Source organism: Marinomonas hwangdonensis, from assembly GCF_003721245.1.
Classification (GTDB): Bacteria; Pseudomonadota; Gammaproteobacteria; order Pseudomonadales; family Marinomonadaceae; genus Marinomonas; species Marinomonas hwangdonensis.
Genome location: NZ_RIZG01000003.1, coordinates 414,647 through 428,265 on the forward strand (window position 1 = coordinate 414,647; position 13,619 = coordinate 428,265).

Annotated in this window: 9 protein-coding genes; 3 read left to right on the plus strand and 6 right to left on the minus strand. The window is 48.1% G+C overall.

Annotated features, from left to right (window positions below; genetic code table 11):
* Positions 1–164: 164 nt before the first annotated feature.
* Positions 165–1,709, plus strand: a complete 1,545-nt coding sequence (locus EBI00_RS07430) for a GntR family transcriptional regulator (RefSeq protein ID WP_123095277.1) — start codon at positions 165–167, stop codon at positions 1,707–1,709.
* A 126-nt stretch (positions 1,710–1,835) separates the two neighbouring features.
* Here the strand turns inward: EBI00_RS07430 and EBI00_RS07435 are convergent, their stop codons facing one another.
* Both EBI00_RS07435 and EBI00_RS07440 read right to left on the minus strand, forming a co-directional pair.
* Entirely contained in the window at positions 1,836–3,032 is a 1,197-nt protein-coding gene (locus tag EBI00_RS07435; protein WP_123095278.1) for an amino acid aminotransferase, read from the minus strand.
* Positions 3,033–3,329: 297 nt separating this feature from the next.
* Positions 3,330–3,524: a PA3496 family putative envelope integrity protein gene (locus tag EBI00_RS07440; protein WP_123095279.1), complete on the minus strand. Its 195-nt coding sequence runs from the start codon at positions 3,522–3,524 to the stop codon at positions 3,330–3,332.
* Between the two features lie 184 nt (positions 3,525–3,708).
* On the opposite strand from EBI00_RS07440, the gene uvrD reads away from it, so the two are divergent.
* Together uvrD and EBI00_RS07450 are read left to right on the plus strand one after the other, a co-directional pair.
* Positions 3,709–5,922, plus strand: coding sequence for a DNA helicase II (gene uvrD / locus EBI00_RS07445; RefSeq protein WP_123095280.1), 2,214 nt, complete (start codon positions 3,709–3,711; stop codon positions 5,920–5,922).
* 295 nt (positions 5,923–6,217) lie between these two features.
* A complete protein-coding gene (locus EBI00_RS07450) occupies positions 6,218–7,273 on the plus strand; it encodes a Gfo/Idh/MocA family oxidoreductase (protein ID WP_123095281.1) in 1,056 nt (351 codons plus the stop codon).
* An 80-nt stretch (positions 7,274–7,353) separates the two neighbouring features.
* On the opposite strand, the gene EBI00_RS07455 is transcribed toward EBI00_RS07450, so the two are convergent.
* The 4 genes from EBI00_RS07455 to EBI00_RS07470 form a co-directional block, all read right to left on the minus strand.
* Positions 7,354–8,037: a 1-pyrroline-5-carboxylate dehydrogenase gene (locus EBI00_RS07455; RefSeq protein ID WP_123095282.1), complete on the minus strand. Its 684-nt coding sequence runs from the start codon at positions 8,035–8,037 to the stop codon at positions 7,354–7,356.
* Between the two features lie 14 nt (positions 8,038–8,051).
* The gene (gene putA, locus EBI00_RS07460; RefSeq protein WP_123095283.1) at positions 8,052–11,174 is read right to left on the minus strand and encodes a bifunctional proline dehydrogenase/L-glutamate gamma-semialdehyde dehydrogenase PutA; all 3,123 of its coding nucleotides are present in this window, start codon (positions 11,172–11,174) and stop codon (positions 8,052–8,054) included.
* Between the two features lie 337 nt (positions 11,175–11,511).
* Positions 11,512–12,285: a helix-turn-helix domain-containing protein gene (locus EBI00_RS07465; protein ID WP_123095284.1), complete on the minus strand. Its 774-nt coding sequence runs from the start codon at positions 12,283–12,285 to the stop codon at positions 11,512–11,514.
* Between the two features lie 172 nt (positions 12,286–12,457).
* The gene (locus tag EBI00_RS07470; protein ID WP_123095285.1) at positions 12,458–13,423 is read right to left on the minus strand and encodes an NADPH:quinone reductase; all 966 of its coding nucleotides are present in this window, start codon (positions 13,421–13,423) and stop codon (positions 12,458–12,460) included.
* Positions 13,424–13,619 lie beyond the last annotated feature (196 nt).

Consider the following 13,619-nt stretch of genomic DNA (forward strand, 5'->3'; position numbering starts at 1 on the left):
ATCAGCCCTAAATAAGAGAAATTGTACCTTATTCGCGCCAAAATAGAGAAATCAAAATAGAAAAACTAAAAACGGAAAATAAGGGGTTTTACTTGCGTTTTTTGGGTGTAACAACAATGATTGAATACAGATTTAAACACCTACCCTAGAAAAGGTACAAAAGCGTGGCGGATTTTTTATATAAAGGGGTCGTAGACTGGTTTTTGGAGCAAATGTCGCAAGAAGCCATTTCTCCTGGTGACCGTATGCCATCTCTACGAACATTATCAAAACAATTGGGCTTGAGCTTAAATACCGTTATTCATGGATATGAGTTATTGAGCGAAGAGGGCTGGATCGAATCTCGCCCTAAATCAGGCTATTTTGTGTGTCACCGTAGCGAAACCAAAGCGGCGCTTTTCCTTGCAGGGGATACATTGCAGGAATTAGCCCAGGCTGGTACTAAGCCCGCATGGTCGTGTCTGGCCCATCATGTGGCGTTGGTGGATCAAGGTGATACCTTACTGCTTCCCAACGTCCGTCAAGAAGAAGCTCCTTTGCCTGTATTAGGCAAAGGTCATCTAGCGGTACGCGAGGCCGTCAGTACCTATTTAAGAGGTTTGGGCATCAAAACGCACGCCTCACACCTCTGGTTGGGACACTCTCCTTTGGTGATGTTCACTCAGAGTGTGCAAACCTTGACGCAGCGTGGCGATATCGTGTTGGTATTAACACCGTGTGACCCGAGAATCACTTCCACATTGCAAAGTTTAGGACGCCAAGTGGTGACTTTAAGCGCGGGAGAACGGGGTGTCGATCTAGATTTGGTCGTGCGTTGTTTGCGTGATAAGCCAGTACGTTTGATTGTCTTGCCTGGTCAATTCTCTTTTCCTGCAGGGCAACTAATCAGCAACTTAAGCCTGCGTCGTTGGTTGGCGATTATTGAAGAAACTAAGCTACCAGTGATTGAGTGGGATTTATGCTCACACCTTGCTTATCGTGCTGGCTCTGTTATGACTTACAAATCGCTGGATTCCTCAGATCATATTGTTTACATCGGTGGCGTGGAATCGAAAGAAGCGGGTCGTTCTGCCAGCTGGTGTGTACCGGGGCGACATCAGGCGTTATTAGAGGGCGCGTTTTTAAGTGCCGACATGGCGCTGAATGACGGCCAACAGCAAGCGTTAAGCGATGCTCTACAGTCAGATAGCAAGCGTTCCCTAACACGGCGTGCGCGAGACGTATGGGCGAACGCTGAGCGCATTAAAGCGCATTTAGAAGCACGTCTTGGTCACCACGTGAGCTTTGTTGCCAGCAAAGGAGGGTTATCTTTGTGGATGTATTTGTCTACACCATTACCTTCGACGCGTTTGACGGCGTTATTGGCCAGCTTTCGTCATGCGATCGTGCCAGGGGCTCTGGTCAGTCACGAAGCCGACGCAGACCATTGGTTGGCGGTGAATGTGACGCTTGATGATGTTGAGCCGTTAGCAAAAGCCTTGGCAGAGCATTTGGCCGTTGATGCTCTAGTAACGGATGAGGCCGCGACGGATGATCTGTCAGATCAGGCACAGGCAGATGATCAAGACGACAAGACGGAGATGGTTGAGGCCATCGAAAGTGATCTTGCATCACCAGATTCTAGGGTGACGGAGAGCAAACCTCAGAGCGCAACCACGGAGCCGCTTTACAACCCCATGCTGGATTTAATCAATCACGATTTTGGTTAATTGAGCGCCATTGAGCACTGAGTAAATACTCGCTCCAGTTACCAAAAAAACGGCTTCAACATACTTGTTGGAGCCGTTTTTATTGCGTCACACTAAGGTGAGTAAATAAGGCGAGTAAATGTGAGCTTAGCCCTTTAAAATCGCGGCAATCGCATCACAAAGTGGGCCCATGTTATCGTGGGTCATACCCGCCACACTAATGCGTCCTGAGCCAACAATGTAGATGCCGTATTCTTTGCGTAATTGAGCCACTTGATCCGGTGTTAGCCCAGAAAAAGAAAACATGCCTTGTTGATGTGAGATAAACGAGAAATCTTGGCTGACGCCTTTTGCTCGTAACGTGTTCACAAATAGGCTGCGCATTTCATGAATACGAGTCCGCATGGCTTTTAATTCGCTCTCCCACAATGCATATAATTCCGCATCATTGAGAATTTCTGCGACGACGGCGGAGCCATGGGAAGGCGGGTTGGAATAATTGGTGCGGATACAGCGTTTGATTTGTGTAAACGTGGTTTCGGCTTGTTCAGCCGTTTCACACAAAATAGTCAAGGCACCAACACGTTCGTTGTAAAGGCCAAAGTTCTTTGAAAATGAACTGGCGATGAGCATTTCTGGTACGTACTCTAAAAACTTGCGCAAGCCGTGTGCGTCTTCGGTTAAGCCTTGGCCAAACCCTTGATACGCGAAATCAAACAAGGGCAAAAAGCCTTGTTTGCTGCAAAGCTTAGCCAATTGATACCACTGCTCAGGGGTTGGGTCTATGCCGGTTGGATTGTGGCAGCAGCCATGAAACAACACAACGTCCCCTTCAGGCACCTGTGACAAGCTGGCGAGAACCGCTTCAAAATCGAGGGATTTATTGTCTGCATTGTAATAGGCATAACTGCCGACTTCTAAACCAACAGATTGAAAAACCGACTGATGGTTGGCCCACGTTGGGTTACTGACCCAAATCGTCGCTTCTGGTAAGTGTTTTTTAATGAATTCTGCTGCGACGCGCAACGCGCCTGTACCGCCTGGTGTATGAGCCGTTTGAGCAAGCTGTTTGGTAATAATGGGATGATCTTTACCAAACAAAAGCGTTTGCACAGCCGATCGGTAAGCAGGAGCGCCTTCGATGCTAAGGTAGTTTTTGGTGATTTCTTGGGCCAACAAACGTTCTTCTGCTTGTTTAACGGCTTTTAAAATAGGTGTATTGCCTTGTTCGTCCTTATAAACACCAACCCCTAGGTTGATTTTATGTGGATTTGGATCATTTCTGTAAGCGTCATTCAGGCCAAGAATTGGGTCTGCAGGAGCAGCTTGGATATGTTCAAACATGGTAACTCCCCAAGAGGGTTATTTTCTTTTTTATTATGGATTAAAAGATATCAAAATCAGGCGCTATGGTACTCCATGACGTGGGTAACCGCTATAATTTGAGCCAAAACGGCACAAAGAATAGACAAATGTCATTGTTTTAGAATTTTTAGGAAAAGACTTTACTGAGCATGAGCACGTTCGGTCAAAGTAGGCTTGTGTAACTCACTGGGCCGCGATGATGTATTAAACACGAGCAAGCGTGACCCAGCATGCTGTTAGGTCTCGCTGTCTGTCGTTGGTACTTGCTAGGGAATGTTAATCGTCCCAGCCATTGGCAATAACGCGATCTAAACGTTTCTGTTCCAAATGTTGTTCAATGGCGCGTCGGGCTTTTAACATACGTGCGGCATCTTCCTTTTGGCTTCGCTCCTTTGTTTCATTATCCAAACTAATAGAGGCGTGCATGATGTCGGTTTTTACTTCAGTTAGTGTTTCAGCAAAATTACTCATCGTTATACCCTTCTGGACGTTCGATGACATTGAAATGCATAGATCACTGTCATCGACAGTTGAAAAAAGTCAAAATAGACGGACAACTCATTTTCACGTTAATAAAAAACGCAAATCGATTAAAAATCAACTTATTTTTACGCGTTTGTTATGACAAAAATATTAATTAACCACGGCGGAATCTATGGACGTTTCTTTTATCCTCGACTCATTGAATGACAAGCAACGGGAAGCCGTTGGCGCTCCCTTACAAAATAGCCTTGTGTTGGCTGGAGCTGGGTCGGGTAAGACCCGTGTTTTGGTCCATCGTATCGCTTGGCTAATGCACGCTTACGAGCTATCACCTTACAGCCTGATGGCCGTGACCTTCACCAATAAAGCCGCTCGCGAGATGCAGGGTCGTATCGAACAGCTGGTGGGCGTTCCTCCACAAGGTATGTGGGTGGGTACTTTCCACGGTTTAGCGCATCGATTATTACGTGCCCATTGGCGTGATGCTGGATTGAAAGAAAACTTCCAAATCATGGACAGTGATGATCAGCTACGTTTAATTAAGCGTATTATGCGTGAGCTTAGTATCGATGACACTCGCTGGCCTCCTAAGCAAGTCTCTTGGTTTATCAATGCACAAAAAGACGAAGGTCGTCGCGCCGCTCATGTGCCTGACAGCCATGATCCTTTCTCCAAAGGCATGCGCGAGCTGTACTACCATTACGAAGAAGCCTGTGAGCGTGGTGGATTATTGGACTTCGGCGAGTTGCTATTGCGCGCTCATGAGCTGATGCTCAGCACGCCAGCTTTGCTGCGTCACTATCAAGAGCGTTTTCGCCACGTGCTGGTGGACGAGTTTCAAGACACCAATACCATTCAGTATGCTTGGTTGCGTATTATGGTGGGTGATCAGGGCACGATTACCGCGGTTGGCGACGACGATCAGTCTATTTATGGCTGGCGTGGGGCCAAAATCGAAAACATTCACCACTTCAGTAAGCATTTTAAAGACGTGCAAACCATACGCTTGGAGCAAAACTACCGTTCTACGGGGCACATCTTGAATGCGGCGAATGGCTTGATTAAGCACAACGATGATCGTCTTGGTAAGGAGCTTTGGACCGACAGTGGCGAAGGCGAGCCTATTTCTCTTTATGCTGGCTTTAATGAACAAGACGAAGCGCGTTTTATTCTTGGCATTATCAAACAATGGCGTGACAAGGGGACGGCGTTGTCGGACATGGCGATTCTGTATCGCTCCAATGCTCAGTCACGGGTGATTGAGGAGTGCTTGGTTAGGGAACAGATTGCTTATCGGATTTATGGTGGGCATAGATTCTACGACCGTCTTGAAATCAAAAATGCCTTGGCCTATGCACGTTTGGCGTTGGATCCGAATGACGATGGTGCGATGGAGCGAGTTATTAACGTTCCGCCTCGTGGTATTGGTGAACGTAGCATTGGAACCTTGCGAGAAATCGCTCGTGATAACGGCTGTTCTATGTGGCAAGCCGCGCAAGAGGTCGTGCGTCAGTCCTTGATGCCGGGCCGCGCGACCAACGCGATCAAGGCGTTTTTGCATCTTATTGAGGGTTTGAGTACGACAGTCCAGCAACCCGATTTGAACCTGAACGACATTTTTGAGCAAATCATTGAGGAAGCCGGTTTGATTCCGTTCCATGAAAAGGAGAAAGGCGAGAAGGGCGAAGCGCGGATTGAAAACTTAAAAGAATTGGTGGGGGCTGCAGGAGGGTTCAGTTGGAACGATGAGGACGAAGAGTTTAGTTCTCCGCTGATGGCGTTTTTGGATAAAGCGGTATTAGACGCGGGCGATGCACAAGCGGATGAATATCAAGACGCGGTGCAGCTGATGACCTTGCATTCGGCGAAAGGTCTTGAATTCCCATTGGTATTCTTAACCGGCGTGGAAGAGAACCTGTTTCCGAGCAAGATGTCGTTTGAAGAACCAGGACGCCTAGAGGAAGAGCGACGCCTTTGTTATGTGGGCATTACCCGAGCTATGGAAAAGCTTTATATCACTTATGCGGAATCCCGTCGTTTGTTTGGCAGTGAGTCGTTTAATAGCCCCTCTCGTTTTATTAAAGAAATCCCACCGCAGTGTTTGGAGGAAGTGCGTCTGCGTTCACAAGTCAGTCGCCCTGTGTCGTTGCAGCGTCCAGACTACCAGTCTGAAAAGAATAAATTGCAAAACAGCAGTTTATTAAACGCTTACAAGGCGCCAGAAGTCACGGTGAATATGGGCGATCGAGTGAATCATCCTGTGTTTGGTGAAGGCTTGGTGATCAACTACGAAGGCCAAGGCCCACAAGCACGAGTACAGGTCAACTTCGACGACGAAGGCACTAAATGGCTGGTGTTGTCGTTTGCTAAACTGGAAGTTTTGTAGCTTTGGTGTAGATGGAATATCTCGTTATTTGATTTGCTTGCGCCTGCTTCGCAGGCTCAGCGCGTCAGCGCAAATCAAACAACGAGATAACCTAATAGAGTACTTCTTTGTGTATGCATCGCAGCTCAGCGCGTCAGCAGGAATTAAGATTCAGCTTACTTTTGTCACTTTTGCGTTTGCCCTTCAAGCAAAGCGCGTCAGTGCAAATCAGGCGGTTAGATAATCTAAGCAATTTTTTTCAATTAGATGTAAACTGTTTAGAGTTGTAAGTATTTAGTTTGAAAAGGAGTGTAGCATGGCGATTCGTGTGGGGTTGGTGGGTTTTGGTTTGTCTGGGCGGGTGTTTCATGCGCCGTTTGTGGTGAATGATCCTGACATGACGTTGGCGTATGTTTGCAGTTCTAAAGCGGATGAGGTGAGGGCGTTGTTTCCTGAGGCGTCGGTGGTGTCATCGGCTGAGGCTGTATTTGCGGCGTCTGATGTGGATTTGGTGGTGATTACGACGCCGAATGCCTTGCATTTTGATCAGGCAAAGCTGGCGTTGGAAAACGGTAAGCATGTGTTGTTAGAAAAGCCCTCTGTGACCAAATTATCTCAGATAGAAGCCTTGTGTACCCTAGCAAAGCAAAAAGGCTTGGTGTTTTGTGTTTACCAGAATCGTCGTTTTGATGGGGATTTTTTGCGTCTTAAAGGACTGATTGATCGTGGTGAGTTGGGCGAGTTGAAGCATTTGGATTCGCGCTTTGATCGCTTTCGTCCCACGGCACAAGCTCGCTGGCGTGAAGAGCCTGGTGTTGGCACGGGGATTTTTTGGGATTTAGGGCCGCATATTTTTGATCAGGCATTGTGTTTGTTTGGTCCGCCGAAGTGGCTTCACGCCAGTATTGATACGTTGCGAGAGGGCGGTCAGGCTCACGATTGGTTTGAGGTTGAGCTGGGCTACGATGATAAACGCATTCGTTTAGCATCAACACCGTTTGAAGCGGGTGACATGCGTCGGTTTAATGCACGATTTACGAAAGGCAGTTGGCAGTGTGTGGGTTTAGATCCACAAGAAGAAGCACTGCGTGCGGGGCAGATGCCTTGGCAGGACGGTTTTCCTTCTCAAGCCGCTCAGCAGCGTAACACGCGCTTTGTGGCGCATTCTCAAGATACGATTGTGTTGATTCAAGAGGCATCGACCCAAGGAGAATACGCCGCGTTTTATGGACAATTGCGCGATGCGATTCTTGGTAAAGGCGAGGCGCCAGTGTCGATGACGCAAGCGTGTCAATTGGTGTATGGTTTGTGCTTGGCGGAGTTTTCAGCAGAAAGTGGTCAGCGCATGTCGTGGAATTACACTGCGCCATAATGTAATGCTTTCTGATATAGACACGAAAAAGCCCTTCTTTATCAGAGAAGGGCTTTTTTTATTCTGAGATTGAGCGGATGTTAGTCGCTCTTACTGCCCAGTTCAAGCAAGGTAGCGTTACCGCCGATAGCGGTGGTGTTGTTAGACACGGTGCGTTCGGTGACAAATCGCAGTATGTAATGCGGTTTGGCAATAACGCTGAGTTTTTCCGCGTCCGTTTCTTCGATAAGTTGGCAAATAAGCCCACTTTTCGCCGCTAGGCGTTGGCTCAGTTGTTGAGCTTGTGCCGCGTCGCATAGGGTGGCAACACCTGCAAGGTGGTCGGCATCCACTAAAGAATCTTGTGCCGACTCAGCAATGTTTTGCACCACGCCTTCGGGAACGAAGGGGGAAATCATATCCATGATTTCTTGTCCGATGGGCCCTACGGTAATAACAGGGTTGCCGGCAATCAGTGCGGCAAATACCTGACCCACTAGACCAATTTTAGCGTGACGACCTTCTAGGGCGCTGATGCATAAGAAAGGACCACGACCTTGTGTCGATAGCTCGTTGCGCTCTCCAGTTGGCCCTGGCATTACGCGCTTTTCAGCGATGCTGGCTTTGGCGTTTTCAATTTGCCAAACGGCCATTTTTTTCTCGTCGCTTTGGAAAGCGTTGAGGCTTTGTAACAGTTTATCCGCGCGTCCGTGGACGCCTATTTTGTCCCACGCTTCAAACACTTTCTGAGCGACCTGAATTTGGATAGGTTGTACGATTGTCATAGTAATGTCTCCCCTTAAAGGTCTTGCTCGATAGCGAAGCGTTGCAAATAGTGTGGACCACCGGCTTTTGGTCCTGTGCCGGATAACCCTTGTCCGCCGAAAGGCTGAACGCCTACCACAGCACCCACTTGGTCGCGGTTGATGTAAAGGTTACCGACTCTTGCACGGCTAGCAATGCGTGCACAGGTGGTTTCGTTTCGGCTATGAACCCCAAGTGTTAGACCAAAACCAGAATTATTGATGGTGTCTATGATCTTATCGAGATCGCGCGCTTTGTAGCGTACAACGTGCATGATAGGACCAAATTTTTCATCCGTAAGCTGATCAATGCTGGCAATTTCAAAGGCAGTTGGTGCGACGAAGGTGCCGTTTTCAGCAAAATCAGGCAGCGCAGTTTGGCCGATTAATTTTCCTTCTACTTTCATGTGCTCAATGTGATCAAGCAGCATTTTTTGGGCTTTTTTATCAATCACAGGGCCAACGTCTGTGCTGTGCAGATACGGTAAGCCAACGCTTTGCTCTGCCATGGCGCCTTTGATCATAGGAATGACGCGATCAGCGATGTCTTCTTGAACGAATAGCACACGCAGAGCTGAACAACGCTGTCCCGCAGAAGCGAAGGCTGAGCGTACTGCATCTCGAACCACTTGTTCTGGCAAAGACGTTGAGTCAACCAACATGGCGTTTTGGCCACCTGTTTCAGCGATAATGGGCACAGGAGCCACGTCACGCGCCCCTAGGGTACGGTTGATTAATTGCGCGGTGCCAGTGGAACCAGTGAAAGCCAGGCCAGCAATGCGCTTGTCGCTGGTCAATGGCGCGCCAACAGTGGCACCGTCACCTGGAAGCAAGTGAAGCACATCAGCAGGAACACCGGCCTGATGCAACATTTCAACCGCGCGGAATGCGATCAAGCTGGTTTGTTCAGCGGGTTTTGCGACGACGGTATTACCGACTACAAGGGCAGCTACTACTTGGCCAGTAAAAATGGCCAATGGGAAGTTCCATGGGCTGATACAGGTGAACACGCCGCGGCCGTTTAGCTTGGCTTGTTTGTCTTGGCCTAAGAAATCTTTGTAGTGCGTTGGGTTAGCAAAATGACTACGAGCTTGTTGCGCGTAGTAGCGACAGAAATCGACCGCTTCTCGCACTTCGTCAATGCTGTCTTGGATCGTTTTACCCGCTTCACGGTGGCAAAGTGCCATCAGCTCAGGGTAGTTTTCTTCCATTAAATCGGCCATTTTGTCTAGGCAATCAGCGCGTTCTGATGCAGGGCGTGCTGACCAGGCTGGGAAAGCGGCTTCGGCAAGGTCAATGGCTTTAGTCACTGTGCCAGCGTCAGCCCAATCGATTTGCCCAGCGGTTTGGCTGTGGTCATAAGGACTGTTAATGGAGTAGGTGTGACCTGTAGCGACTTTTTCACCTCCGACAATCGGGAAAGCACGCCATTGAACGTCTTGTCCCATGAAGGTGTCGATTTGCGCTTTAAAGGGCGTCCAGTCGGATTCAATCTCAATATTAGGACCGAAGGAATTTTTACGATCCTCAAACAAACCAGACGGTAAGTTAATATGTGGGTTTGCCAAGGACTTGCGTTTTTCCAATGTGGTAACCGGATGGTCAACCAGTTCAGACACTGGGTAGCTGGCATCAATGAGGCGGTGAACAAAGGAGCTGTTAGCACCATTTTCAAGAAGACGACGAACCAAGTAAGGGAGCAGATCTTTATGGCTGCCAACCGGCGCGTAAATACGCACACAAATGTCGCTGTTTTTGATTAAACAGTTATAAAGGGCGTCGCCCATGCCGTGTAGACGTTGGAATTCGAACTCTTGGGTGGTGGCACCCAGTTTCGTAGCAATGCAATTAATCGTTGCGATGGTGTGAGCGTTATGGCTCGCAAACTGTGGAAAGATATTGGCACGAGCGTGTTCACTCAAAAGGAAGTGAGCGCAAGCAAGATAAGACACGTCAGTGGATTCTTTGCGTGTGTAAACTGGATAGCCTTCTACACCACGTTGCTGACACAGTTTGATTTCAGAATCCCAATAGGCGCCTTTGACAAGACGAACAGGAATGCGATCACCTTGCTCTTTTGCCAATGCGGTTAACCAAACAAGGACGGGTAAAGCGCGTTTTGAGTACGCTTGAACCACTAAACCGAATGATCCCCAGCCGCGAGTAACGTCATCGTGGTAGAGTTTCTCAAACAAGTGCAAAGACAGCTCTAAACGGTCTGCTTCTTCGGCATCAATGGTAATACCGACGTTAAGCGCGCGGGCTTTGGCAATCAACCCTTTCACGCTGGCAAACAATTCTGTCATCACACGCTCTTCGCAGCCGACTTCATAGCGTGGGTGCAACGCGGAGAGTTTGATCGAAATCGTCGGACGGTGACCTTTTTTAAAGCTATCATTGCCCACGCTTTCTACGGCTTGTTCATAGGAGCGCAAATATTTGTCGGCGTCTTGTGCCGTTAATGCGGCTTCACCCAGCATATCAAAGGAATAGGTGTAGCCTTTTTCACGATAGTCTTTCCCGCGTGATAGAGCTTCTTTGATGCTGCGACCAAGCACAAACTGGTGGCCCATGATTTTCATGGCTTGGTTCATGGCTTTACGAATCACAGGCTCAGAAACGCGGTTTACCATGCGGTTAACCAAGTTCGCTGGTGTGCCGTCTTTTTTCTCATCCATGGTGACAATTTTGCCGGTGAGTAATAGGCCCCATGTGGATGCGTTGACAAAAAACGAGTCAGAATTTTTGGCATGTGACGCCCAGTCCGCCACGCTTAAGCGGTCTTTGATAAAGGCATCCGCGGTTTCTTTGTCTGGTACGCGCATTAAAGCTTCTGCTAGGCACATCAGCAAGATGCCTTCTTTGGTGTCTAGGCTGTATTCAAGCAATAGAGCGTCAATCATTGACATGCTGTCGTCGTCTTTACGCACGGCGGTAATCAGTTTAGAAGCCGCTTCCGTGTGTTCTATTAACTCTGCGTCGCTGGGTTTGGCTAAAGGCAGTAATTCCTTTAACCATTTCTCTTCATCCATCTTATAAAGAGGGGAAATGAGCTGCCACAATTCATTGAGTGGACGCTGAATGAAGTTAGGTTGTAACACCTCAATCGCTTTAAACATGGTTGGATTCTCCCGCGTTAATATAAAAAATCGACCGATTTTTTACTAAGGCCGCATAGTGTTATAGAGCATCTAATGCTTTTTTGACCACTTTTTGGTCTACAAAATCAAAAAAATGCATGTCTGGATAATATTGACACTTTAGTGACAGAACCGAGGGGTTGTCTTTCGAAAAAATCGTTTTTTTTTATAAGAAAGTCCGACTGGCTAAGAATAAATAGAGGCGTGTTGCTTTCTTGTGCAGAACGAGAGGGGAAAGGACGCTAACGCCCAGAAATGGGGCGGTTAAAGGCAGGTTAATAAAATCATCTAGAAATACGTCAAGAATACGCTAAGGCTAGCGTCCGCCGAATTGCTTTTGGTATTTTAAGGGGGTAATACCAAGTGTTTGGGAAAAAATATTGGTCATGGCACTTTGGCTGGAAAAGCCACACATTTCGGCCACTTGAATAGGGGGGAAGCCTTCTGCTAGCAAACTTTGTGCACGCTCAAGACGTTTGCGCATCAGGTATTGGTGTGGCGTCATGCCGGTACGATCTTTAAAACGTTCATGGAACTGGCTGACACTTAAAAAACAGAAATTTGCCAGCTGGTCTATGTGCACACGACGAGACAAATTCAGTTCAATAAATTGATCGAGTTTGTCGATATCTAGGTGGTTACCGCGAGTACGAATGTCCTTGTTGTTCACCTGATGGCGAATAGCACTGAGCAATGTGTTGCCACAGGCGCGCGCTAGCATGGTATCGTTTGGATATTGCTGTAATTCACCCGACAAAGCGGATGCCAGAATCTGTAAACGGGGGTTAAGCTGAAAATAGGCGGCTTGGTCGAATAAACGAGAGACAATTTCGTATTCTTCATCAGTAATGCCTTTTTGGGGCGGCACCGGCAAATTCACCACCATGATGCGATTATCACCAAGCCCTGCAAATGCGTGACTGTTCTCCGATGGAAGGATACACCCTTCACCGGTATGCAGTTGTTTGCCTTTGCCTTGGATATCGAAGTCGGTATTTCCGTCAAGGACGACCACCAATTGGTGATAGTCATGTTCGTGGGTGTCCGCTTCACTTGGCAGGCTGAAAACATCGGAATCAGACTTTGTCAAAATGCGCCCTAGTTAAGATGTGTTGCTTGGAACACGCTTTTTAAAGCAAAAGTATAACGGCCTTATTGGCGCTTTAATAGCGCCTTTTCTGCAAATGATTCTCGCGGCACCGACGGGTAATCACCAAAAGGACGCTGCCGCGAGGCTTATAAAGGCTATAAAAAAGGAAAGGTTAGTCGTTAATTCGTACCACTAGATTACCGAGCGCGCCGCTTTTTAGAACGTCTTCGTGGGCTTGAGCCAACTCAGTAAGCGCATAGCTGTGGCGAATCACAGGTTTTAATACCCCCATTTCAAATAAGGGTCGTAACGCTTTGGCGATTAAGGCGAGCTCATGTGGCTTGGTGTTGGCCAGCGCCACACCGACCACAGACGCATCGCGCGCCATTAAATCTCGTGGGTTAATTTCTACTGTGCCGCGATTACCTACCACGGCCACACAGCCACCAAACGCGAGGGCTTTAAGATCTTGGTCTAAATTATGGTTAGCCAACATTTCAATAATGATGTCGAAGCCTTTGTCGAGTGTTTGGAAAGGGGCAAGATGGTCACTTTCATTGTGCATGATTACCTGAGTAACCCCTTGCTGACGGAGCAGCTCGGCGCCCGCTGTTGTGCCAGCGCTGGCGATAACGTCCATGCCTGCCGCCAATGCCAGCTGGACAGTGGCTAGGCCTACTGCGCCGGTTGCACCGTGAACCAGTACCTTATCGCCGGTTTTGGCGTTAGCACGACCAAACAAAGCACGGTGTGCGGTGGTATAAGGGATGCCCAAGCAGGCGCCCTCTTCAAACGACAAGGCATCCGCTAGCAGATAGGTGTGTGTGGCCGCGCAAACAGTATATTCCGCCGAAGAGCCGGTTAGGTTGCGGCTGAAGTAGACTCGCTGTCCAATTTCAAATCCAGTGACCTTGGTGCCTAATGCCACAACAGTGCCTGCTCCGTCGGAACCCGGCGTATGAGGAAAGCGGCTAGCCGTATAGTTATTGATGCCAGAACGTATGTAAGTGTCTACGGGATTGACTCCAGCCGCGCCGACTTGAACCAATATTTGGTCTTCATTAATGCTGGGCTGCTGAGCGTCGGCAAGCATTAGATCAGTGGCTGGGCCGTAGTCCTGTATTTGCATGGCTTTCATGATGTTGTCCTATTGTTTTTTTAGTGTGATGGTCTCGATCATACCGCATTTTGCAGTCGAGTCTTGATTGATCATAACAATCGACTCAATTGAAAACGTCCTTAAAACGTTTTTTTAAAATATTTCATTCTTTAACATTTTTGTCACATATCCCCCTTATAGTGAAAACCATCGAACGAGCTATGGGCATTTGCTC

What these genes read in the sequence shown, in the direction of transcription:
- EBI00_RS07435 (WP_123095278.1), bottom strand. Translation starts at nt 3,032, where the DNA reads ATGTTTGAACATATCCAAGCTGCTCCTGCAGACCCAATTCTTGGCCTG.
- EBI00_RS07450 (WP_123095281.1), top strand. Translation starts at nt 6,218, where the DNA reads ATGGCGATTCGTGTGGGGTTGGTGGGTTTTGGTTTGTCTGGGCGGGTG.
- EBI00_RS07440 (WP_123095279.1), bottom strand. Translation starts at nt 3,524, where the DNA reads ATGAGTAATTTTGCTGAAACACTAACTGAAGTAAAAACCGACATCATG.
- EBI00_RS07470 (WP_123095285.1), bottom strand. Translation starts at nt 13,423, where the DNA reads ATGAAAGCCATGCAAATACAGGACTACGGCCCAGCCACTGATCTAATG.
- EBI00_RS07455 (WP_123095282.1), bottom strand. Translation starts at nt 8,037, where the DNA reads ATGACAATCGTACAACCTATCCAAATTCAGGTCGCTCAGAAAGTGTTT.
- putA (WP_123095283.1), bottom strand. Translation starts at nt 11,174, where the DNA reads ATGTTTAAAGCGATTGAGGTGTTACAACCTAACTTCATTCAGCGTCCA.
- uvrD (WP_123095280.1), top strand. Translation starts at nt 3,709, where the DNA reads ATGGACGTTTCTTTTATCCTCGACTCATTGAATGACAAGCAACGGGAA.